Raw genomic sequence first — 21,559 nt, 5'->3', positions numbered from 1 at the left:
CCGTGGCCCGCCTGGCGCTCGATATCGGCGGCACCAAGATCGCCGCGGGACTGGTCGGAGAAGGCGGCACCGTCCCGGAACCGTCGATCACCCCGACCCCCGCGTCCGGTGTCTGGGACGCGTGCGCCACGCTGTTGCGCGAAGTCGCGGCCGACGCCACGATCACCTCCGTCGGCATCGCCTGCGCGGGACCGGTCGACTCGACGAGCGGTCGTGTCTCCCCCATCAACATCGACGAGTGGTCGGCCGGGTTCGGCCTGGTCAGCGCCGTCCGCGACCTCTTCCCCGCCGCGCGGACGCGGCTCGCCATGGACGGCGCCGCAGCGGCCCTCGGCGAGCATCGCCACGGAGCCGGGCGCGGAACGTCGGATCTCGTCTCCCTGGTGGTCTCGACGGGCATCGGCGGCGGTGTGGTTCTCGGCGGACGTATCGCGACCGGGCGTACCGGAAACGCCGGACACATCGGTCACCTGGTGGTTCCGGGTGGCACCGAGGCCTGCACCTGCGGCGGCGTCGGCTGCCTCGAAACGGTGGCGAGCGGTCCCGCGGCCGTGCGGTGGGCGCGTTCGCAGGGCTGGCACGGTACGACGGGCATCGACATCGCGGCATCGGCCGTGTCGGGCGATCCTGTGGCCGTCGCAGCCCTCGACCGCGCGGGCACCGCACTGGGCGTGGCCATCGCCTCCGCCGCGGCGTTGCTCGATATCGACCTCGCGGTCGTCGGCGGCGGGTTCGCCCAGGCCGGTCCGGCGCTGTGGCAGCCGCTGCGCGCGGCCGCCGCCCGGCACGCCCGCTTGACGTTCGTCTCGGATCTGCGCGTCGTACCCGCGGAGTTGGGCGCCACCGGAACGCTCGTCGGGGCCGGAGTTCTCGCGCTCGACAGCTGACGCCCGTCGATCCGGGCGACAGTTCTCCCCTTCTATTCCGAAATTCTGTAACGTGTTCTAGTGTTCAGGGTCACACCACGTTCAGTCGAGGAGGAGGTGACTCGTGAGCACGAGCGCTGCCCGATCTGCCGACAACTCCACCCATCAGTCCGAGGTCGCCCGACCCAGCAGCTCCAAGCGCGACCCCGAGATCCTGCGCGAACGGCTCGAGCGTTGGCTGTCCGCCCAGCTGCCCGTCGGCACCGTCGCCGAGGTCACGCACGTCCACCTTCCCGACGCCAACGGAATGTCCAGCGAAACCATCCTGTTCGACGCCGTGTGGTCGGGCGAACGACATCCGCTGGTCGCCCGGGTAGCCCCGGCCGACAGCACCATGCCCGTCTTCCCCCGCTACGACCTCGACAACCAGTTCCAGGTCATGGCCCAGGTCCGCGAACACTCGTCGGTCCCTGTCCCGGTCGTCTACTGGTCCGAGACGAATCCGGAACCACTCGGTGCGCCGTTCTTCGTCATGGCCCGGGTCTCCGGCCAGGTCCCGCCGGACGTGATGCCGTACAACTTCGGGTCCTGGGTGACCGAGACGACCGACGCCCAGCGCGCACGACTCCAGCACACCTCGGTGGAGGTGCTCGCGAAACTGCACGACATCGACCGCCCGTGGGACCGGTTCGATTTCCTGCGGCTCCCCGATGCCGGCCCGACGGCCGCCGAGTCCCTCGCCGCGCACATCCGCCAGCAGCGTGAGTACTACGAGTGGACCACCCTGTCGGGGCCGCGGTCCCCGCTGATCGAGCGCAGCTTCGCCTGGCTCGACCAGAACCGCCCCGACGATTCGTCACCCGCCGTCTTCTGCTGGGGAGACGCCCGCATCGGCAACATCATGTACGAAGATTTCCGGCCGGTGGCGGTACTCGACTGGGAGATGGCCACACTCGGACCACGTGAACTCGACCTCGGATGGATGGCGTACCTGCATCGGTTCTTCGAAGACATTGCCGAAGTCGCAGGCCTGGGCGGTCTGCCCGGCTTCCTGCGTGTCGACGACATCGCCGCGACCTACGAGGAACTGACGGGCCACGCTCCCCGCAACCTCGAGTACTACACCGTGTACGCGGCGCTACGGCAGGCCACCATCATGCTGCGAATCCAGACCCGCGCCATCCACTTCGGGCAAGCCGTCGCACCGGACGACCCCGACGACATGATCATGCACCGAGCCTCGCTCGAAGCGATGCTCGACGGAACGTACGGGGAGAAGCTCCGATGAACGCAGACTTCGCGGGCAATCCGCTGTCACCGATGGACGACTACCCGGTGCATCAGGTGGCCGAGCCGATCCGCCGGGCGGGGACGTCCGATCGGAATTTCTACGACCGGTATTACTTCAATTGTTACCCGTCGACCGAGACGGATCTGTTCCTCATCGTCGGTCTCGGCCAGTACCCCAATCTCGGTGTGGCGGACGCGTTCGCGGTGCTACGCCGCGGTGACGACCACATCGTCGTGCGCGGTTCCAGGGCCCTCGGTGCCGACCGCTCCGACACCACTGTCGGCCCCTTCCGCGTCGAGGTTCTCGAGGGCCTGCAACGACTGCGGATCGTGCTCGAACCCGGCGAGTACGACCTCTCGTTCGACCTCACCTTCGACGCCGCCGTCCCCGCGACGCTCGAGCCACGACATTTCCGCCGCCAGCTCGAACGGGTCACCTTCGACACCAGCCGTTTCGTCCAGACCGGTACCTGGACAGGCGAGCTGACGATCGACGGCGCACCCCGAACGGTCACGCCGGACAGCTGGCGCGGCAACCGCGACCGGTCGTGGGGAGTACGCCCGGTCGGCGAATCCGAGCCGCCCGGCAGACGCGCCGTGGATGGTATCCAGAACTTCTTCTGGATCTACTCGGTCATGCAGTTCGACGACTACTCGATCTGCGTGGTGCTGCAAGAAGACGAACGCGGCAGACGCATCGTCGAAGAGGCGGTCCGCATCTGGCCCGACGACGGTCGTGAGCCCGAATGGCTCGGCAGGCCCGAGCACGAGCTGAAATTCGAGCCCGGCACCCGGGACGTGACCGCGGCTTCACTCACCTTCCACCGGCCCGGGCGTGAGACCGTCAGTGTCACCTGCGAATTCCTGGTTTCGAATTTCATCGGGATCGGCACCGGCTACGGGCTCGAAGCCGATTGGCGGCACGGGATGTGGCAGGGCGAACTGGTGGTTCAAGGGCTGCGCAAGCAGGCGTCCGAGATCGAGCCGGGACTGCGCATGTTCTGCCCCGTCGACAATCTGACCCGCTTCCGTCTGGACGACGGTGGCGAGACCGTGGTGGGCACGGGACTTTTCGAAGTCGCGGCGATCGGCCCACACGCACGTTATGGATTCGACAGTTTCACCGACACCGCTCGCTGACCGGGTGGGCAATCAACGAGGGAATGGAAGAATGACCGACTACGACAAGCTCTACATCGGCGGCAAGTGGGTGGCGCCGTCCACCGATCAGGTGCTCGAAGTGTTCTCTCCCGCAACCGAAGAACGTGTCGGCTCGGTTCCGGTTGCAGGGCCGCAGGACATCGACGCCGCCGTCGCCGCCGCAAGGCGCGCATTCGACGACGGCCCGTGGCCACGCATGTCGCCCACCGAACGGGCTCAGGTGATCGCGAAGGCCGCGAAGCTTCTCGAAGAACGCGCCGCCGACATCGCGGGCGTGCTCTCGTCGGAGATGGGTCAACCTCCCGCGTCGGTGCAGATGATGCAGGTGACCCCGTCCCTCGCCACGATCAACTATTTCGCCGGACTCGCCGATTCGTTTCCGTGGACGGAAGAACGTTCGGGTGCGTTCGGCCGCTCCCGCGTCACTCGGGAGCCGGTCGGTGTCGTGGCCGCCGTGATCGCCTGGAACGTGCCCCTCTTCCTGGCGATCAACAAGTTGGGCCCGGCCCTCCTCGCCGGGTGCACGATGGTACTCAAACCGGCCCCGGAGTCTCCGCTGACCACCAATATCGTCGGCGAGATCTTCACCGAGGCCGGTCTGCCCGAGGGCGTGCTGTCGCTCGTGCCCGGTGGCGCGGAGACGGGCGAGTACCTGGTCTCGCACCCCGACATCGACAAAATCACCTTCACCGGCTCCACCGCGGTGGGCCGCAAGATCGGCGCCATCGCGGCGCAGAATCTCAAGCGCTGTTCCCTCGAGCTGGGCGGAAAGTCTGCCGCGATCGTCCTCGAGGACGCCGATCTCGCGTCGACGATGCCAATGCTCGTGATGTCCGGGTTGATGAACACCGGTCAGGCCTGCGTCGGTCAGACCCGCATCCTGGCGCCGCGGTCGCGGTACGACGAAGTGGTCGACGGCATGGTCGCCACCGCCGCTTTCTTCCCTGTCGGGCTACCGTCCGACCCGGCGGCGCAGCTCGGTCCTCTGATCTCCGAGAAGCAGCGGGAACGAGTCGAGGGCTACATCGCCAAGGGCAAGGAGGAAGGTGCGCGCCTGGTGCTGGGCGGCGGACGTCCGGCAAACCTCGAGACCGGGTACTTCGTGGAGCCGACGATCTTCGCGGACGTCGATAACTCCATGACCATCGCCCGGGAAGAGATCTTCGGACCCGTGCTGTGCGTGATTCCCTACGATTCCGTGGACGAAGCCATCAAGATCGCGAACGACTCCGACTACGGGCTCGCCGGCTCGGTGTACACCACCGATGTCGAGAAAGGACTCGAGGTGGCAGCCCAGGTCCGCACCGGTACCTACGGAATCAATTGGTACGCCTTCGATCCCGGTTCCCCGTTCGGCGGGTACAAGAACTCGGGCATCGGGCGCGAGGACGGACCGGAAGGCGTCGAAGCCTTCTGTGAGACCAAGTCCGTGCTCTACCCGCCCGGCTACACAGACTAGGCGGCTCCGCCGCTCGTGCGCCTTTCTGGTAGCTGCTGCTACCGGAAAGGCGCACGAGCGCGAAGCGCTTCGACGTCTAGCTCTAGCTGCCGAACTGGATACCATCCAGCGGGCCGCCGACGAAGACGATCTGCGGCAGCGTGGTCTGCGGGTTCGCGACGGTACTGAGCGAGAGGCACTCGCCGATCACCGCGTAGGCGCCGTCCGCGAGTTCCGATGTGGTGAACGTCTTGACCGCGTCACCGGTGGCGTTCGCAACCACCCGTTCGGGCAGTGGAGTCATCCACGCCGCAAATCCCGGCTGGAGAACGACGGCGGGGTTGGAGAGGACTTCCGGGAGCCTCGTGGCGTCGAACGCGACTGCGCCACAAGACTGTGGATCGGTGAGCTCGAAGACATTCGGGTTGGTCACCGTGATGTCGAGGGTGTTCCCGTCCACCTCGGTCACCACGGTCGGAGGGGCTACCTCCGTTGCTGCCGAAGCAGTCGCCGGCATGGCCATGGATACGGCGGCCGCAGCGGCCGCGGCACATGCGGCACCTCCGGCGAGTCGCTTCATGCCCTTACTGGTTCCTGGCTGCATTCGTCAATCCTTTCGTCGGTGAGCTTCGAAATCATGACACTTACAGACCGAATGGTATGGGATTGGCGGCAGTCCTGCCGGGTTCCCTCCGAATCGGTCGGGTTTGTTCAATGCAGACACCTGCCCGCGCGGCACACTGGGACCATGACCAATGCAGACGCTGTGCGCCCTGTCCCGCACGGATACACGACCATTACGCCGTATCTGGTGGTGGCCGGCGGAGCCGCGGCCATCGACTACTACACCGAGGTGTTCGGCGCGACCGTTGTTCAGCGCATGGACGGCCCCGACGGTTCCGTCATGCACGCCGAGCTCGACTTCGGCAACGGCCGGCTGCAGCTCAGTGATCCGATGCCGACGATGGGCCTCCACGCACCCGACGGCACGAACACCGTCAACCATTCGTATGTGTTGTACTGCGAGGACGTCGATGCCACGTTCCGCCGCGCCGTCGAGCGCGGGGCAACCGTGTTCGAGGAGCCGTCCACCTTCGTCACCGGTGACCGCTTCGGCTCCATCCTCGACCCATTCGGGCACCGGTGGGCGATCATGACCCGCGTCGAGAACGTCTCGGACGAGGAGGCCCAGCGGCGGGTCGAAGAGTGGGCAGCCGCGCAGGGCTGACCGTAATCTGCCCCTTCGACGCCGAATGCCGCAGTGCTCAGTCAGACTGAACTACTGCGGCATTCGGTTACGTACGGGGACTAGCCCAGGCGCTGCTTCAGTGCCTCGAACTCGTCACGAATACCGGACGGCACCTTTTCGCCGAGGAACTCGAACCATTCCTCGATGAGGGGCAACTCCTGCTTCCACTCGTCGACGTTCACCTTCAGTGCCTCGTCCACGTCCGCCGTGTTCACGTCGAGACCGTCCAGCTCGAGGTCCGCTGCGGTGGGGACGTAACCGATCGGGGTCGACTCGGCGCCGGCCTTGTGCTCGATGCGGTCGACGATCCACTTCAGGACGCGCGAGTTCTCGCCGAAACCTGGCCACAGGAACCGGCCGTCGTCGCCACGGCGGAACCAGTTGACGTAGAAGATCTTCGGCAGCTTCTGGGCATCGGCATTCTTGCCGACGTTGATCCAGTGATTCAGGTAGTCACCGGCGTTGTAGCCGATGAACGGCAGCATCGCCATCGGGTCGCGGCGCACGGTGCCCACGGCACCTTCCGCGGCTGCGGTCTGCTCGGACGACAGGGTGGCACCGAGGAACGTGCCGTGCTGCCAGTCGAACGACTCACTGACCAGCGGGACCGTGGTCTTGCGACGTCCACCGAACAGAATCGCCGAGATCGGCACACCCTGCGGGTCGTCCCACTCGGGAGCGAGGATGGGGCACTGGGACATGGGGGTGGTGTACCGCGAGTTCGGGTGGGCGGCCTTCTCACCGGACTCGGGCGTCCAGTCGTTGCCCTTCCAGTCCGTCAGATGCTGCGGGTCGCCTTCGAGGCCTTCCCACCACACATCGCCGTCGTCGGTGAGGGCGACGTTGGTGAAGAGCGTGTTGCCCGACTCCATCGTCTTCATGGCATTCGGGTTGGAACCATGGTTCGTGCCCGGTGCGACACCGAAGAATCCGAACTCCGGGTTGACGGCGTACAGGCGGCCGTCTTTGCCGAACCGCATCCACGCGATGTCGTCACCGAGGGTCTCGGCGCGCCAGCCCGGAACGGTGGGCTGGATCATGGCGAGGTTGGTTTTGCCACATGCGCTCGGGAAGGCAGCGGCGATGTAGTACGCCTTGTCTTCCGGCGAAATGAGCTTGAGGATCAGCATGTGCTCGGCCAGCCAGCCCTCGTCGTGGGCCATGGCCGAGGCGATGCGCAGCGAGTAGCACTTCTTGCCGAGCAGGGCGTTGCCGCCGTAGCCGGAACCGTAGCTCCAGATTTCCCGGGTCTCGGGGAAGTGGGTGATGTACTTGGTGTCGCTGCACGGCCACGGCACATCGGCCTGACCCTCTTCGAGGGGCGCACCCACCGAGTGCAGTGCCTTGACGAACGGCTTGTCCTTGCCCAGCTTCTCGAGGGCAGCGGTACCCATGCGCGTCATGATGCGCATCGAGACGACCACATACTCGGAGTCGGTGATCTCGACGCCCAGTTTCGGATCCTCGGCACCGAGAGGTCCCATGCAGAACGGGACGACATACATGGTCCGACCCCGCATCGAACCGCGGTAGAGGTCGGTCATGAGGGCCTTCATCTCGGCCGGGTCCATCCAATTGTTGGTGGGACCGGCTCCGATCTCCTCGTTGGTGCAGATGTAGGTCCGCGATTCGACACGTGCCACATCCGACGGGTCGGAGTTGCCGAGGAACGAGTTCGGCTTCTTCTCCTCGTTGAGGCGGGTGAACGTACCGGCGTCGACCAGTTGCGAGGTCAGTCGATCCCATTCGTCATCCGAGCCGTCTGCAAAGACGACGCGATCGGGCTGCGTGAGTTCGGCAACCTCTCGAACCCAGGCGAGCAGCTCACTGTGCTCCGTGGGGGGCGTGCCGTCAGTTCCGTTCAGACCGGGAATGGTCGCTGAGGTCATCAAACTCTCCTGGGGTGAGCCGGAACCGGACCATCTGCCGTCCGTTGCGAAAGAGCCCCTCGCAACGAGTGCCAGACGGTCCGATTTTCCCCTCTCGGCGGGGTCCAGCCAGGCCGTCCATGCCACATGGAAGACGCGGGCGCCGGGTGTCCTATCCCTAGAGGTTAACGCCGCGGGTCCCATCTAGGGGAACCGGGTGCGGTCGGAAAGGTCACAGAAACGATTCAGTAGAGCCGTCCGGCGCCTTTCCCGCGCCTGACGGGCGTTTTCGGGGAGATACTAGCCGTTACCGAGGGTCCCGTCATCAGTCTGTTTCCACTGCGCGACGCCGTCCGTGCCGCGGTGGAATTCCCAGGATGCGTAAGCGCCGTTGTCGGAGATCGTCGTCAGGTGGTCGGCATCCCCGTCGCCGTCCAAATCCGAGATGACTACCAGCGCATTTCCGGATTCGAAGGTCTGCGTGTCCAGCAGGCCGTCACCGTCGATGTCATGCGTGGGCGCGGTCAGAGCCACGGCTCCGGAGTCCTCACCGAACGTGTCGGGATCGAACGAGGGCACATCGGGGACCAGAAAACTCTCAGCGGTGGCCACGGCGATCTCCCTTCACATCCCACAGTTTCACAGAGAGGCGGACGCAATTCAACATGGTTCCACACACATGTGGACACATTCGGCCGACCGCCTCTACGTAGTCTGACGTTCCGGACGATGTTTCGGTTCCTTCGAGATGTCGCGAGTTTCCCGCAGCCCGCGATCGATGGCCGCGATGTCCCGTTCGCATGAAGCAAGCTGACCGTTGCGCCTCGACGTCAGTTTCCGCAACTCTCCGTCGATCGACGCCACTCGAGTGTCGACCTCCTGGGCGCGCGACCTGCTCTCCTCGAGGATCATCTCGCTGATCTCCGCTTCGGCGGACAACAACCGGCCGAGAACCCGCTGCTCCCATTGCGCACGCACGGTCGTGAGCGACTCGGTGGCCCACTGACGCACATGGGAGCGCTCGGCGACGTGACCACGCGCACGGGCGAGCCACCAGGCCACCACGCCGCCGAGGGTCAGGGTGAGCGGGACGGACGCGATGTCGAGGGCGGGCACCACCGACAACGGTGCGACCATCAGGCGGCCCAGCCCGAGACCCGCCGATGCCCCGATCAGGATCGTCATGCGGTCTTCCAGCCCCCGGTGGCGAGGTTCGGGGCGCCCCGGGACGAGGTAATCGGGTTTCGGGCCGGTGTCCCGCGGAGCGGGCGCGGCGACACCGGCGCGCGCACGCAGGTGGTCGAGTCGCGTGGTCACCACGCCTTCGAGGTCGACGCCCAGCTGCGCCACGATGTCGGCGAGCCGGTCCGGGTAGTCGGCGAGATTCGCACGTCCCGCCCGATCGATGTCGGCGCGCACCGTGACCCCCGCCGCCCGGATCTGCGTGGACACCTCATGTATCAATTCGACCTTGCCGAGCTGCACCTCGCTGCGCAGTCGAGCAACCCGCTCGGCACGCCGGCCGTCGCGGTGCGCGAGCAGGTGGGTCCGTTCGGCACGAAGGTCGGCACCGGAATCGGCCTCCCGAATGGATCGGCCGGTGGCCACGATCATCCGGCGAGTCTGCTCGAGAACCCTTTCGGTGCTCGACCGCGCGCTCCTCGATTGGCCACCCGCCGCGGACAGGAGGGCCTCGAGCAGTGCCTCGACCCCGGATCCGCGGGCCGGGGCGCGCCCGGCTCCGGCCGCGACCGGGTGGATGGTCACGTCGGCGAACCGCTCCGCATGACCGGCGAGCAAGGCGCGGTCACGCTCGCGGACGGTGGCCCACTCTCTGTGGACATCGATTTTCGTCAGGGCGAACACCACCGGGCATGCGGGACGCAAGACCACATCGAGAACGGCCAGTTCCTCGCGCCCGAGTGGCGCGGCGGCGTCGAGCACCATCAGCACCACGCCGGCGTCGAGCGGGTCGTCGACGAGATCGAAGGCGGACTCGTCGAGGAAGCGGAGCGCGTCGACGAGGGTGGTCTTGCCCGCCCGACGTGGTCCGGCGACGAAGAGCTCGTGTCTGGAGTCGGTCCGGGCCACGAGCCGGACGGTTGCTGCGGGATTCCACCGGGAAACGACATCGACGGTCTCCGCGGGCAGATCCGTCAACTCCTGCGTCATCCGGGCCCGCGGACGGCGAGGGTCCGGCTGTCGTCCGGACTGCCGCCCATCCGCTGCCAAATCCGTAGGTAATGCCGCCGGACGTCGACGATGGCCCCTCGTTGCCGGGCAGTGGGGTTTCCACTGAGTTGCGTGCGCCACCAGTGCGCGCACCGGACGGCATCCTCGGCGGTGTCGGGCTCGGCCGGGGCCTCCCGATTCCAGTCGACGAGGTGGAGTCGCCCGGCCGCGGCCGCGAGCGCCACAGCCGCGTCTCCCGCGAGGTACTCCTCGAGTGCATCGCGAACCCCGGCGTTGCGGGCAGCCAACGACCGGAGAGAACGGAGCGCACACTCGCCTCGGCCCGCCCGGACGTGCGCCACTCGAGCGGCGACCGCTGCCACTACCTCGTCCACACCGCTGGCCGTGCGCAACAGGGCGGTGACTGCCGGCGCGTCGAGTTGCGCATTCGCCTCGAGCGCCGCGCTCGCTACCGCGACACCGTGGGCATCCCAGACTGAAGAATGGTCGCGCGGACGCTGCCGAAGGACGGCCAGGTCGGCCTCCGTCACAGCTCGTGCGGTCGCCAGGGAGCCGATCAGCGGCAGCACGGGCAGGCCGGCGTCCGACGAGCACTCCGCCGCCCGCGCGAGCGCCGCCACCCACACGTCGGCCGGCTCGCGTGATTCGCCGAGTGCGTCCACCTTGTTGAGTACGAGCAGTGCGCGCTCGGCGTCCACCCCGGCGACTGCCACACGATCGGCGGCACGCACCGATTCGACGAGAACACACACCACGACGTCACCGTCCAGAACGGGGTCGGGCGCGCCGGGCACATCGAGCGGGCCGGGCTCTTCGATCTCGGCACCCGGAATTGCACCTTCTTCTACTGCGGTCGCGACAGTGGTTCTCCCCACACCCGCACGACCGGTGATGTGCACACGAATCGGCGCGTGGAGTAGTGCCGCGACTTCCCGAACGCTCTCCCCCGCCGCACGGTCCGATACCGCCACCCGATCTGCGAGTTCGTCCAATTCCCCGCCCCCGGCATCTACAGTGCCCATGACGCGATCACCCCCTTCGTACCGTCAGGATTCTGTCAGACTTCCGCGAAACCGGCGTGGGCAACCATGCAGGCTGCGCCGCTGATCGACCAGAAAGTCTCAATGTCAACTTCAGACCCGTATGCCAGAAACGCCCCCCATGCGTGACAATGGTCCGGTGAACCACGCCGATCAGGAAGCACCCGCCGTCCCCGAGGAGGGACAGACTCCGCGTAAGACGGGATCTCGACTGCACCCCCGGGTGACGAGTTTCCGCTCCCGCCGGGGGGCGCTGACCTCTGCCCAGCAGGAGTCGTGGGATCGGCAGTGGCCGAAAATTGGTGCCGAGGTCTCGGACACCCACCTGGACGCGGCCGCCTGGTTCGGGCGCGACGCACCTCTGATCCTCGAGATCGGCTCGGGCACCGGAACCGCCACAGCGGCGATGGCGAAAGCCGAACCGCACGTGAATCTGATGGCCGTCGAGGTGTACCGCCCCGGGCTCGCACAGCTACTGCAGCAGATCGAGCGCGACGGCATCCCCAACATCCGTGTTCTGCGTGGTGACGCCATGGACGTTCTCGAGAACATGATCGAACCCGAATCGCTGACCGGTGTCCGTGTCTTCTTCCCGGACCCGTGGCCGAAGGCCCGTCACCACAAGCGCCGCCTGTTGCAAGCCCCCACCTTTGCGCTGATCGCGAGCCGATTGAAGCCCGGTGGTGTGTTGCACGTTGCAACCGATCACGCCGAGTATGCCGAGGCGATCGCCGAGGCGGGAAACGCGGAACCGCTGTTGACCTCCCTCGATTGGGAGTCCCCGATGACACACGAGCGTCCGGTGACGAAGTTCGAGGACAAGGCCCATCAGGTCGGGAGTGCGATCACCGAGTTGATTTGGGGGAAGATCAGGTCATGAGCGTCAGCGAGCAGTACATCTCCGGCGGGTTGCCTGCGGGCTCTGCCGGCACCGCGGTGTCGTCAGGATCTCCCGTGGTGGGTGCACGTGACGGACGCCACCAGAAGCGAGTCCTTCTCGTCTGGGACGCGCCGAACCTCGACATGGGCCTGGGCGCCATCCTCGGCGGTCGCCCGACGGCGGCCTACCGGCCACGATTCGACGCCCTCGGCCGCTGGCTCCTCTCCCGGACCGCCGAACTGTCGGCATCCGGCACCGACACGCTCGAACCCGAAGCGACCGTCTTCACCAATATCGCGGCTGGCAGCGCCGATGTTGTGAGACCGTGGGTCGAGGCCTTGCGTAATGTGGGCTTCGCGGTGTTCGCCAAGCCGAAGATCGATGAGGACAGCGACGTCGACTCCGACATGCTGGACCACATCGCGCTCCGGCACGGTGAGGGGTTGGCCGGTGTCATGGTCGCCTCCGCCGACGGTCAGGCATTTCGTGAACCGTTGGAGAACATCGCCGCGACCGGCATACCGGTCCAGATACTCGGGTTCCGCGAGCACGCCAGCTGGGCGGTTGCGTCCGATCTTCTGGACTTCGTCGATCTCGAGGACATCCCCGGCGTGTTCCGGGAACCACTTCCTCGGGTCAGCCTCGACACATTGCCCGACGAGGGTGCCTGGTTGCAGCCGTTCCGACCGCTTTCCGCCCTGCTCGTCGGGCGGAAGAGTGCTGCCGAGTAGGAGTTGATCAGTGTTCGCGAGCTGGGGAAGCGTCGTCTACCGGGCCCGATTCACCGTCATCGGCATCATGGTGGCTTTGTTGCTCGGTTCCGCCGCATACGGTCTGGGTCTGGAGAAGCATCTCAGCCAGTCCGGCTGGGATGATCCGGGCTCGGAATCGGTCGCCGCGTCCAAGCTTGCCGACAGCACCTTCGGCCGCGACACCAACAGTGATGTGGTGGCGCTCTATACGGCTCCCGAGGGCAAGACCATCGAGGATCCGGAGTTCCAGGCGAAGGTCGTCGCCAACCTCGAATCGCTGGCTGCGGAACACCCCGACAAGATCCTCAAGATCAACGGCGGGTACTTCAAGGTCGGGTCCGCCCCGACCCTGATCGCTGCCTCGAGCCCGGACAAGCAGCACGCGATCGAGAGCATCGCCATCGTCGGTGACAACGACACCGAGGTCACCGCCAACTTTCGCGACATCAAAGACAAGTTCTACATCGACGGCGTCGACGTGCAGCTCGCCGGCTTGCAACCGGTGTCGGGCGCGTTGAACGACACGATGGCCAAGGACATCAAGCGGATGGAGATCCTCGCGATCCCGGCCGTCGGCCTCCTGCTCTTCTTCGTGTTCGGTGGTGTCGTGGCGGCGGCACTGCCGCTGATCATCGGCGGTCTCACCGTGGTCGGCGCCAACGGCGTCGTCCGTCTCATCACCAACTTCACCGAGGTCAACTCGTTCGTCGCCCCCGTGGTCTCCCTCGTGGGTCTCGGCCTCGCCATCGACTACGGGTTGTTCGTCGTCAGCCGTTTCCGAGAAGAGATGGCGGAGGGGTACGACACCCGCTCCGCCGTCCGGAGAACAGTGATGACCTCGGGACGCACCGTGGTGTTCTCGGCCACCATGATCGTCGCCAGCCTCGGTGGTCTGCTGCTGTTCCCGCAGGGCTTCCTGAAGTCCGTTGCCTACGGCGCCATTGCGACGGTGGGACTCGCGGCGCTCACATCCATCACGATCCTGCCCGCGATACTGGGCATCCTGGGCAAGCGCATCGACGCCCTCAGTTTCGAGCGCTTCCGTCAAACCAAGAACACGGAGGAAATCGAGGCCAGCGTCTGGGGCCGCCTCACCCGCTGGGTGATGCGCAATCCGTTGAAGGTCACCATTCCGATCGTGGTCGGGCTGCTCCTGTTGATCGTCCCGTTGACGGGCATCAAGTTCGGTGGCATCAATGAGACGTACCTGCCGCCGGACAGCTCGACTCGTGCCGCGCAGGAACAATTCGACGAGATCTTCCCCAGCATGCGCACCGAACCCGTCAAGCTGGTGGTGTCGAACGCCGACAACAAGGCGCTGGGCCAGATCATCAAGGAAGCCAGCGGCGCGCCGGGTCTGATCGAGAAGTTCTCCCCGGAGGGCGCTGTCAAGGACGGCGTCGTCGTCCTCAAGGCGGGCCTGGTGGACCGTAACGAGTCGAAGCCCACGATCGACTATCTGCGCGCGATGGACGCTCCCGACGGCACGCAGGTGCTGGTCGGTGGAACGCCGGCCATCGAGCAGGACAGTATCGCCGCACTGCTCGAACACCTGCCCACCATGGTGATCTCTGTCCTTTTCCTGACCACGTTGCTGATGTTCCTGACGTTCGGATCCCTGGTGCTGCCGATCAAGGCCGCGCTGATGAGCGCCTTGGGTCTCGGTTCCACGCTCGGCATCTTGACCTGGATCTTCATCGACGGTCACGGGTCGGCCTGGTTGAACTTCACCCCGGGCCCGATCATGTCGCCGGTGCTGGTACTCATCATCGCCATCGTTTACGGCCTCTCCACCGACTATGAGGTGTTCCTGCTCTCACGCATGGTGGAGGCGCGTGCGCAGGGCGCGAGTACGACGGAATCCATCCGCGTCGGCACCGCACACACCGGGCGGATCATCACCGCCGCCGCCCTCATCCTCATCGTCGTCACGGGCGCGTTCGGGTTCTCGGAACTGGTGATGATGAAGTACATCTCCTACGGCATGATCGCCGCCCTGATCATCGACGCCACGCTCATCCGTATGTTCCTCGTCCCGGCCACGATGAAGCTCCTCGGCGACGACTGCTGGTGGGCGCCCGCGTGGATGAAGCGCATCCAGGAGAAGACGGGTCTCGCCGAGCCGATCCTCGACAGCGAACTGATGCCTGCGGACGTCCCCGAACTGACCCCCGTCGGGGCAGCACCACCGCGCAGGAAGCCTTCGGCGCCGCCCGCTCCCCGTAAGCCCGAACCGCTCACCGAGCCGATTCCGCTCGTCACCGCTCAGGCGCTCGCCGCGAAGATGTCCGAGGACGAGGCGAAAGCACGGCGCGCGGAGACCGAGGCCCGGAGGTCGGCCACGGGCAGGCCTGCCCAGCCGCCGAAGCGGGTCGACGACGCACCACCAGCCGAGCCCCCCACCACGGTTCTGCCCTCGCCGGCCGCTCCGCGTCCTGCCACCGCTCCGTCGCGCACCAATCGGCAGACCCGTCCCGCGCAACCGCCTCGCCCGGCCCAGCAGCCACCACGGCAAGCGGCGCCGGCTCCCGGCCCTGCCACGCAGTCTCGGCCGATCGAGAGTTGGCTCGCAGATTTGCGGTCCACCTCCGCGGCCGGACCCCGCCCGGTCTCGTCACCCGCGGAACCGCGGCCGAGCACGCCCACGCAACAGGCCCCGTCGCTTCCCACCCGATCGCCGCGTTCGGTGCCGGCACCGTACGAGCAGGAGACCCCCCAGTCGTCTCCTGCCCGGCCGGTTCCCTCGATGCCGACCCGGCGTCGTGCCCTGCCCGACGCCCCGGACCCCGCGAGTAGCACTCGACGCGCGGGCACCAACGGCAACTCAGGTGCCACCGGCGGCACGGCACACGTCAGTCCGGCCACCAACGGCAGTCCAGGGACCAACGGCAGTCCGGGGACCAACGGCTCCCGTCGACGCGGTGTCGAACACCCGCCGGCCGACGTGGAAGACACGTCGAGCGGCAGGCACCGCGCGGACGACGGCAACGCCGTGAGCGTCAGCGAACTCATCGCTCGGCAGAATCGGCGCTGACCGACGAGCCGCGCCCGGTGTCGCGCTCCGCGAACTCCCTGGCGTAACGCGTACCCGCGAGCAGTAGCAGCAAGCCGACCACTAGGAAGGCGAGTACGCGGAACAGGCCGTCGAGCATGGCCAGGTCGAACACGAACAGTTTGGCCAGTGCGGCCGCAGTCAGCGCCAGTCCGGCACCCAGTGCGGTGTGGGCATACTCGCGGTGAGCCAGACCGAACACGAGTGCAGCAGTTGCGGCCATCATCCACACGATCGTGGCGACGCAGTGACCGGCGATGAAACCGACGGATGTGCCCGTAATCGCCGTCCCCACCGACACCGCGACCGTGGTGACCGCATAGAGGATCACGAGTCCGGCAAGAACCCAGACGGGTTGTGCGGTAGCGCTGCGGATCAGCCGCAACGAGTGCGCGTACCAGACGAGCAACACCACCGTGCCGATCAGAACCAACCCGGACAGCACCGTCGTGATCCCGAGCAGGTCGACCGCGCTGTACTCGTCGACGAGGACGAACGGCGGGGCGCTGTCGAGGAAGATCAGACCACCGATCACCGCGAACGCTGCACCGACCGCGTAGGCGATGCGTGAGGACACCTGGCCACCGATGGTGAGGAACAACGTTGCCATCCCGAGTACGACGAGCGGTGCACTCTCTCCACCGGCACCGACCAGGCACGCGAGCAGCAGCGCAAGGGCCCCGGTGCCTGCGAGCGCACTGCGCGCATGCAGAGGCAGCGGCCGCACCACCATCCAGGTCCCGAACATCGCGGCCGCGAGCGCGAGTGTGATCAAGGTGGACTGCACTCGGCCGAAGAGGTCTGACACCAGAAGCATCGGGACTGCGGTGGTCACGATCATCGCAGTCGCGGTGATGTCACGCCCATTTCTCCGGAGCAGCATGATCGACGAGACCAGACCGAACGACGCGACCAGCACAGCACTGGCCAACGCCCAAGTTCTCATCTGCCCGTCGTCGGCCGCGAGGTCGACGATCACGATCAGCAGCGCAAGCACCACGGGAAGGGTGCGCGTGATCGCCAGATAAGGCCACGCACGAACGAGTTGGGCCGGGAAGCCGGCCACCTGGACGACGAAGAGGAACCCGATCAGGGTGAGCGAGATGCCGTCGGTCAGGACCGGGGCGAGCACCGCGGCACCCGTCACGACCAGTACGGCGAGCGGTTGCGACGACCATCTGACGGCCAGAGCGACGCCGACTCCGGCGACCCCGAGTGCCACGACCATCGCCAGGGCTGGAAGCAGCCAGTGATACACGACGGCGACGGCGACCACGTCGAGATACGCACCGGCGATACCCGTTGCGGTGAGGGCGATTCCGCCGACCCTGCCACCCGGTCGGTCGAACACACGCGCACCGAGGAGAACGAGTACCACTGACAAAATCGCTCCGGAGGCGACCCGCAGTCCCGGACCGAAGAACCCGGCCTGGGCAGCCAGCACCAGCAGCATGACAACCCCGATGAGCGTCACACCCACACCCGCGACCGCGAGGATGCGGCTGATGACCCCGTCGCGTTGCCACCACGGTTCCCGGGCCATTCTGGGCGGCGGGATGGGTGCAGGCCGGAACTGCGGCGGCGCCTGGGATACCGGAGGTGGAGGCGCAGAAGGATGAGGGGCCGGCGGCCGGTACATCGGCTGGGGAGGTTGCTGGGGCTGGGGAGGTTGCGCCGATCTGGGCTGCGGTACGGGTCCGGGCCGAGGTGCCGGCTCGGAGGAAGGCTGCGAAACGGTCGACAATTGCGCCTGCAGGATGGCGAGATTTTCGCCGACGTGCCGCATCTGCTGGCCGAGAGCGGAGAAATCGCCGGACAGCTGGGCGATCAGGCGCGGATCGACGGAGGGATTGCCGGGTGTGGACATGCATTCATCGTCCGGCGACCAGTCCGTCCGCACATGAGTAGACCTACTCGAGCGGGGTGGGGGTTTCGACGAACCCGCTCACTGGAACATATTGCGGAGCGAGGTGCCGAACGGATGCCGGGCAGTGACGGTGCCGAACCGGACTTTGCCGCGCACCACCAGGTGCAGGGGGCCGATGGGCGGGCCGCTGCGCACCTTGTTGGTGGCGCTGCCGCCCACCGTCTCGATCCCGTTGAGGTCGACGGTCGCCTCGGCGGGGACGATCAGGGTGAGGGAACTCGCGTAGTCGTCGACATCGAGGTACACCACCTGTGTCGCCATGACTGCGCGGGTGAAGTCGAGATTCACGCTCGACACCCGGGTGTCCACTCTCAGGGACGCCGGCACACTCCACGAGCCCGTGCGGGTGATGGAGGACATCCGACCGCGGATGATCTCACCGGGCGGCGGCACGGACACGTGGTGGCCCACCGACGGTGCAGGTGCAGGTGCCGGCGAGGGTGGGACCGGCCTAGCGGCGTACGGCCGGTCGGGATACGGGGGCGGGACGAACTCCGAGATCAGCTGAATCCCCGGCAGGTCGACGAGGACGGCGTTGAGTTCGCCGCGCGTTTTCGCGGCCAGCGCCGTATCCATTCGTTCTGTGAACTCCCCCAGCGACAGCATCCCCTGGCCTACCGCTCGCTGCAGCAGTTCACCGACGTGTTCGCGCTCCGCATCGGATACGCGTAGATCCCGTGCCTCCATGCCGACCAGGTTAGTGCGCCTCCGCCGCCCGTGAGTACTTGTTAACAACGCGTTGTTAACAAGTACTCACGGCTACTCGAGGCCCTGCTCAATGGCGTACCGGGTGAGTTCGACGCGGTTGGCCAATTGCAGCTTGCGCAAGGTGGCCTGACGTGGTTCTCGACGGTGCGGTGACTGAGCGACAGCTTGGTTGCGATCTGCTTGGCGCTCAATCCTTTCGCGACGAAACGCAGCACCTCGGTTTCCCGCTCGGTGAGTTTCGGAACGGCGGGTCCCCGCTCATCGGCGGGCGCACTCGACATCCGGCGATACTCGCCGAGAACCAGGCCGGCGAGGCCCGGTGTGAAGACGGCCTGCCCGGCGGCGGTGGCGCGCACAGCCTCCCGCAGTTCCTCCACCGATGCGCTCTTCACGAGGTACCCGGATGCGCCGGCCTTCACTGCGTCGAGGACGTCGTCGCGCTCCGACGACGCCGACAGCACGAGGACCCGGCTGTCGGGAGACACCTCGAGCACCGCAGCGGTGGCGGTCGCCCCGTTTCCGTCGGGCAGCTGCATGTCCATGAGTACGACGTCCGGGCGCGCTGCGGCGGCGCGGCGGCCTGCGGCGGCGACGCCGTCCGCCGTCGCGACGACGGTGAACCCGGCACCCTCGAGGTCCCGGGCGACGGCGTCGCGCCACATCGGGTGATCGTCGACGACCATCACGGTGATGTGACCGCCGGCCTGCTCCTCATCCATGCTGGTCCTCTCCTTTCGGCACGCGGATCTCCCATTCGGTGCCCTGCCCGGGTTCGGTGTCGAGTTCGGCAGTCCCGCCGAGTACTCGGACCCGCCCCAGGATCGACTTCGATATTCCCATGCGCCCTTCGGCTTCCGCCTCGGCCAGTCTGCCGGGGGCGATCCCGGCACCGTCGTCGCGCACGCTGACGATCACCTCGTCCCCGAGGTCTTCGAGCAGCACGTAAGCCCTGGCTCCGGCCCCGGCATGCTGCGCCACATTGGACAGCGCCGTGTCGACGATCGCGGCCAGTTCCGTGGCCCGTCCCCGCTCGATCGTCACCGGGTCGGCCGGCGTCGACACCGACACCGTGGTGCTGGCCCGGGTGCTCAGGAGCAGCCGCAAGTCGATCGCCGCGCCGCCCGGGTCTGCGGTCACGCCGGCGCCCTGTTCGGAGATCAGCATGCGCAGCGCCACCTCCTGCTCGCCCGCCAGGTCCGCGAGCTCGGCTGCGGGACTACCGATTTCGTTTCCGCGCCGACGAACGAGGGCAAGTACCTGGAGAACCCCGTCGTGGACTTCGCGGGCGAGGCGTTCGCGTTCCTCCGTCGCGGCTGCCAGCCGTACCGCCCGTTCCAGCTGGGCCTGCGCCCGTCTCGCCGTCGTGGTGGCAAGCCCGAGCGCAAGTCCGACGGACACCAGCACAGGCGCCGTGGCGTCACGCCACAAATCGAGGTTGACCTGGTCGCGTACCACCGCGCTCACAGTGGCCATCAGGACGCCCGATGCCATCCCCAGCCACGGCCCGCCGAAGACAGCGGCGGAGATCACCGCGTTGGTGACCCACAACGTCGTCGGCAGAGTCTGGTGGTGCTGATACCAGTCGGGGTCGGACACGAGTCTCGTCGACGCCATCAAGGCGATGACGACGAGTTGGTCCGCGATGACGATCTGATAGCGCGGTGTCTTCCCGTGCGAGAGCAGCACCGCCGAGACTCCCGACCACACCGCCATCAGCGCAACGAAGAACCAGCTCAGCCGCTGATGGGAGTAGTACTGAACGGACACGAACTGGTAGCTGACCGCATACACCAGGGTGACCAGCCGGAACGCCTGCGCCGCACGCCAGAGCGGTGCATCCGGCTGGGTGTCTCGCTCGGCGGCGGCTCGCACGGTCGGCCGGTAGTGCAGCCGAGTGCGGCGCTCATGGTCGTCGGTCATGGGAACCGTCGGATCGAGAGTGTTCCGGTTCATCCGGTTCGTCGGGTTCCGCCGGGTAGAGGGGAACAGCGGGATCGTCGACCTCGATCGCGTCGAAGGTGGCCTCGGGGTCCCCGGACAGCAGCGAACGGACCGCCGTGTTGAGCACCGCGACGATCGGAACGGCGAGTAGCCCGCCGACGATCCCGGCGAGCACGATTCCGGTCGTGATCGCGAGAACCACCGCGAGGGGATGCAGGCGGACGGCGCGACCGAGCAACAGCGGTTGCAGCACGTGCGCCTCGAGCTGCATCACGCCGATGATGATGCCCAGCACGATCAGTGCGGTGAGAAAGCCTTTGGTGACCAGTGCGACGAGGACAGCCAGAAATCCGGTGAGGAACGCACCGACGATCGGGATGAACGCACCGATGAAGACCAGCGACGCGAGGGGAAGTGCGAGAGGCACGCCCAGGATGGCGAGTCCGGCCCCGATGCCGATGGCGTCGGCGGCTGCGACCGCAACGGTGGCGCGGACGTAACCGATGAGCGAGCCGAACCCCTGGCTTCCGGCCAGCCGAACGCGGGGGCGGGAAGCAGCAGGCACGAGCCGGGTGACGAACTCCCAAATCTGGCTACCGCCGTAGAGGAAGAAGATGAGAGTGAAGAGGGTCAGCAGTGCCCCGGTGAAGATCTCCCCGATGACGGTGGCCGTGGTCAGCGCACCACTGGTGAGCTGCTCGCGGTTGTCCTGGATCGACTTGACCACGGAGTCGCCGGCCTGGTGGATCTGATCCTCGCTGAAGTGGAACGGCCCACTGGTGAACCAGTTCTGGATCTGGGCGATGCTCGCCTCGAACTGGTCGGTCAGGGCTGGAAGACCCGCGACGAACTGTTCGACCACGAACGTCATGATCCCGGCGACGACGCCGATGGACGCGACCAGGACCACCACTACCGCCGCCGATCGGGGCACACCCTTCTCCTGCAGCCAGTCCACGAGTGGCACCAGAAGAGCCGAGGCAAGCAGTGCGAGCCCCACGGGAATGAGCACGGTGTCGAGCCTGGCGACGATGTAGCCGAGAGTCAGCAAACCGGCGAAGATGACGAGCAGGCGCCACGTCCACTCCGCCGCCACCCGCACCACCGGATGCACGGACGCCGAGGCACGATGCCTACGTTCCGCTGTGGTCACCGGTATCGAGCCCTCGTTCGAGTTCACCTGCGGAGCGTATC

17 protein-coding genes and 1 pseudogene are annotated in these 21,559 nt (G+C 66.8%); 8 read left to right on the top strand and 10 right to left on the bottom strand.

Translation table 11 applies throughout. The features are described 5' to 3' along the window. Window positions 1-2 precede the first annotated feature (2 nt). The 4 genes from HYG77_RS20825 (at window position 3) to HYG77_RS20810 (ending at window position 4,776) form a co-directional block, all read left to right on the top strand. Complete coding sequence (locus HYG77_RS20825; RefSeq protein ID WP_208960449.1) at window positions 3-887, top strand: ROK family protein; 885 nt, start codon at window positions 3-5, stop codon at window positions 885-887. 103 nt (window positions 888-990) lie between these two features. Then, complete coding sequence (locus HYG77_RS20820) at window positions 991-2,154, top strand: phosphotransferase family protein (RefSeq protein WP_208960448.1); 1,164 nt, start codon at window positions 991-993, stop codon at window positions 2,152-2,154. Continuing rightward, complete coding sequence (locus tag HYG77_RS20815) at window positions 2,151-3,296, top strand: hypothetical protein (RefSeq protein WP_208960447.1); 1,146 nt, start codon at window positions 2,151-2,153, stop codon at window positions 3,294-3,296. The genes HYG77_RS20820 and HYG77_RS20815 overlap by 4 nt, the downstream gene beginning before the upstream one ends. Window positions 3,297-3,327: 31 nt before the next feature. Continuing rightward, window positions 3,328-4,776, top strand: a complete 1,449-nt coding sequence (locus HYG77_RS20810) for an aldehyde dehydrogenase (RefSeq protein ID WP_109333286.1) — start codon at window positions 3,328-3,330, stop codon at window positions 4,774-4,776. A gap of 82 nt (window positions 4,777-4,858) precedes the next feature. Here HYG77_RS20810 and HYG77_RS20805 read toward each other — a convergent pair whose 3' ends face one another. Then, the gene (locus HYG77_RS20805) at window positions 4,859-5,359 is read right to left on the bottom strand and encodes a hypothetical protein (RefSeq protein WP_230989960.1); all 501 of its coding nucleotides are present in this window, start codon (window positions 5,357-5,359) and stop codon (window positions 4,859-4,861) included. A 144-nt stretch (window positions 5,360-5,503) separates the two neighbouring features. Between HYG77_RS20805 and HYG77_RS20800 the strand changes: the two genes are divergently transcribed. Next, entirely contained in the window at window positions 5,504-5,983 is a 480-nt protein-coding gene (locus HYG77_RS20800; RefSeq protein ID WP_208960446.1) for a VOC family protein, read from the top strand. A gap of 80 nt (window positions 5,984-6,063) precedes the next feature. Here the strand turns inward: HYG77_RS20800 and HYG77_RS20795 are convergent, their stop codons facing one another. The 4 genes from HYG77_RS20795 to HYG77_RS20780 form a co-directional block, all read right to left on the bottom strand. Continuing rightward, entirely contained in the window at window positions 6,064-7,893 is a 1,830-nt protein-coding gene (locus tag HYG77_RS20795) for a phosphoenolpyruvate carboxykinase (GTP) (RefSeq protein WP_208960445.1), read from the bottom strand. Between the two features lie 279 nt (window positions 7,894-8,172). Next, window positions 8,173-8,484, bottom strand: coding sequence for a DUF6802 family protein (locus HYG77_RS20790; RefSeq protein WP_208960444.1), 312 nt, complete (start codon window positions 8,482-8,484; stop codon window positions 8,173-8,175). Window positions 8,485-8,577: 93 nt separating this feature from the next. Next, window positions 8,578-10,044, bottom strand: coding sequence for a hypothetical protein (locus tag HYG77_RS20785; protein WP_208960443.1), 1,467 nt, complete (start codon window positions 10,042-10,044; stop codon window positions 8,578-8,580). Further along, a complete protein-coding gene (locus HYG77_RS20780; protein WP_208960442.1) occupies window positions 10,041-11,087 on the bottom strand; it encodes a hypothetical protein in 1,047 nt (348 codons plus the stop codon). The genes HYG77_RS20785 and HYG77_RS20780 overlap by 4 nt, the downstream gene beginning before the upstream one ends. 121 nt (window positions 11,088-11,208) lie before the next feature. Here HYG77_RS20780 and trmB point away from each other — a divergent pair, with 121 nt between their 5' ends. The 3 genes from trmB to HYG77_RS20765 are packed head-to-tail and all read left to right on the top strand — an operon-like array spanning window position 11,209 to window position 15,771. After that, entirely contained in the window at window positions 11,209-11,985 is a 777-nt protein-coding gene (gene trmB, locus HYG77_RS20775; protein ID WP_208960441.1) for a tRNA (guanosine(46)-N7)-methyltransferase TrmB, read from the top strand. Continuing rightward, a complete protein-coding gene (locus HYG77_RS20770) occupies window positions 11,982-12,716 on the top strand; it encodes an NYN domain-containing protein (RefSeq protein WP_208960440.1) in 735 nt (244 codons plus the stop codon). Before trmB ends, HYG77_RS20770 begins: the two co-directional genes overlap by 4 nt. 10 nt (window positions 12,717-12,726) lie before the next feature. Then, on the top strand, window positions 12,727-15,771 hold the full coding sequence (locus HYG77_RS20765) for an MMPL family transporter (RefSeq protein ID WP_208960439.1): 3,045 nt from the start codon (window positions 12,727-12,729) through the stop codon (window positions 15,769-15,771). On the opposite strand, the gene HYG77_RS20760 is transcribed toward HYG77_RS20765, so the two are convergent. The 5 genes and pseudogenes from HYG77_RS20760 to HYG77_RS20740 form a co-directional block, all read right to left on the bottom strand. Then, on the bottom strand, window positions 15,746-17,656 hold the full coding sequence (locus HYG77_RS20760; protein WP_208960438.1) for a DUF2339 domain-containing protein: 1,911 nt from the start codon (window positions 17,654-17,656) through the stop codon (window positions 15,746-15,748). The genes HYG77_RS20765 and HYG77_RS20760 overlap by 26 nt on opposite strands. Window positions 17,657-17,734: 78 nt before the next feature. Beyond that, window positions 17,735-18,403: a DUF1707 domain-containing protein gene (locus HYG77_RS20755; RefSeq protein ID WP_109333306.1), complete on the bottom strand. Its 669-nt coding sequence runs from the start codon at window positions 18,401-18,403 to the stop codon at window positions 17,735-17,737. Between the two features lie 72 nt (window positions 18,404-18,475). Then, window positions 18,476-19,143, bottom strand: a pseudogene (locus HYG77_RS20750) (response regulator transcription factor). Further along, window positions 19,136-20,344, bottom strand: a complete 1,209-nt coding sequence (locus HYG77_RS20745; protein WP_208960437.1) for a DUF5931 domain-containing protein — start codon at window positions 20,342-20,344, stop codon at window positions 19,136-19,138. The pseudogene HYG77_RS20750 and the gene HYG77_RS20745 overlap by 8 nt, the downstream one beginning before the upstream one ends. Then, the gene (locus HYG77_RS20740) at window positions 20,328-21,479 is read right to left on the bottom strand and encodes an AI-2E family transporter (protein WP_244461373.1); all 1,152 of its coding nucleotides are present in this window, start codon (window positions 21,477-21,479) and stop codon (window positions 20,328-20,330) included. Before HYG77_RS20740 ends, HYG77_RS20745 begins: the two co-directional genes overlap by 17 nt. Window positions 21,480-21,559 lie beyond the last annotated feature (80 nt).

This window comes from Rhodococcus sp. ZPP (assembly GCF_017656075.1).
In the GTDB taxonomy this organism is placed as follows: Bacteria; Actinomycetota; Actinomycetes; order Mycobacteriales; family Mycobacteriaceae; genus Rhodococcus_F; species Rhodococcus_F oxybenzonivorans.
The sequence above is the reverse complement of the archived record's forward strand: the minus strand, read 5'-3'. Positions and strand labels throughout refer to the sequence as shown.

Coding starts and splice junctions, on each gene's coding strand:
- HYG77_RS20815 (WP_208960447.1), top strand. CDS start 2,151: ATGAACGCAGACTTCGCGGGCAATCCGCTGTCACCGATGGACGACTAC.
- HYG77_RS20810 (WP_109333286.1), top strand. CDS start 3,328: ATGACCGACTACGACAAGCTCTACATCGGCGGCAAGTGGGTGGCGCCG.
- HYG77_RS20805 (WP_230989960.1), bottom strand. CDS start 5,359: ATGCAGCCAGGAACCAGTAAGGGCATGAAGCGACTCGCCGGAGGTGCC.
- HYG77_RS20800 (WP_208960446.1), top strand. CDS start 5,504: ATGACCAATGCAGACGCTGTGCGCCCTGTCCCGCACGGATACACGACC.
- HYG77_RS20795 (WP_208960445.1), bottom strand. CDS start 7,893: ATGACCTCAGCGACCATTCCCGGTCTGAACGGAACTGACGGCACGCCC.
- HYG77_RS20785 (WP_208960443.1), bottom strand. CDS start 10,044: ATGACGCAGGAGTTGACGGATCTGCCCGCGGAGACCGTCGATGTCGTT.
- HYG77_RS20780 (WP_208960442.1), bottom strand. CDS start 11,087: ATGGGCACTGTAGATGCCGGGGGCGGGGAATTGGACGAACTCGCAGAT.
- trmB (WP_208960441.1), top strand. CDS start 11,209: ATGCCAGAAACGCCCCCCATGCGTGACAATGGTCCGGTGAACCACGCC.
- HYG77_RS20770 (WP_208960440.1), top strand. CDS start 11,982: ATGAGCGTCAGCGAGCAGTACATCTCCGGCGGGTTGCCTGCGGGCTCT.
- HYG77_RS20760 (WP_208960438.1), bottom strand. CDS start 17,656: ATGTCCACACCCGGCAATCCCTCCGTCGATCCGCGCCTGATCGCCCAG.
- HYG77_RS20755 (WP_109333306.1), bottom strand. CDS start 18,403: ATGGAGGCACGGGATCTACGCGTATCCGATGCGGAGCGCGAACACGTC.
- HYG77_RS20745 (WP_208960437.1), bottom strand. CDS start 20,344: ATGACCGACGACCATGAGCGCCGCACTCGGCTGCACTACCGGCCGACC.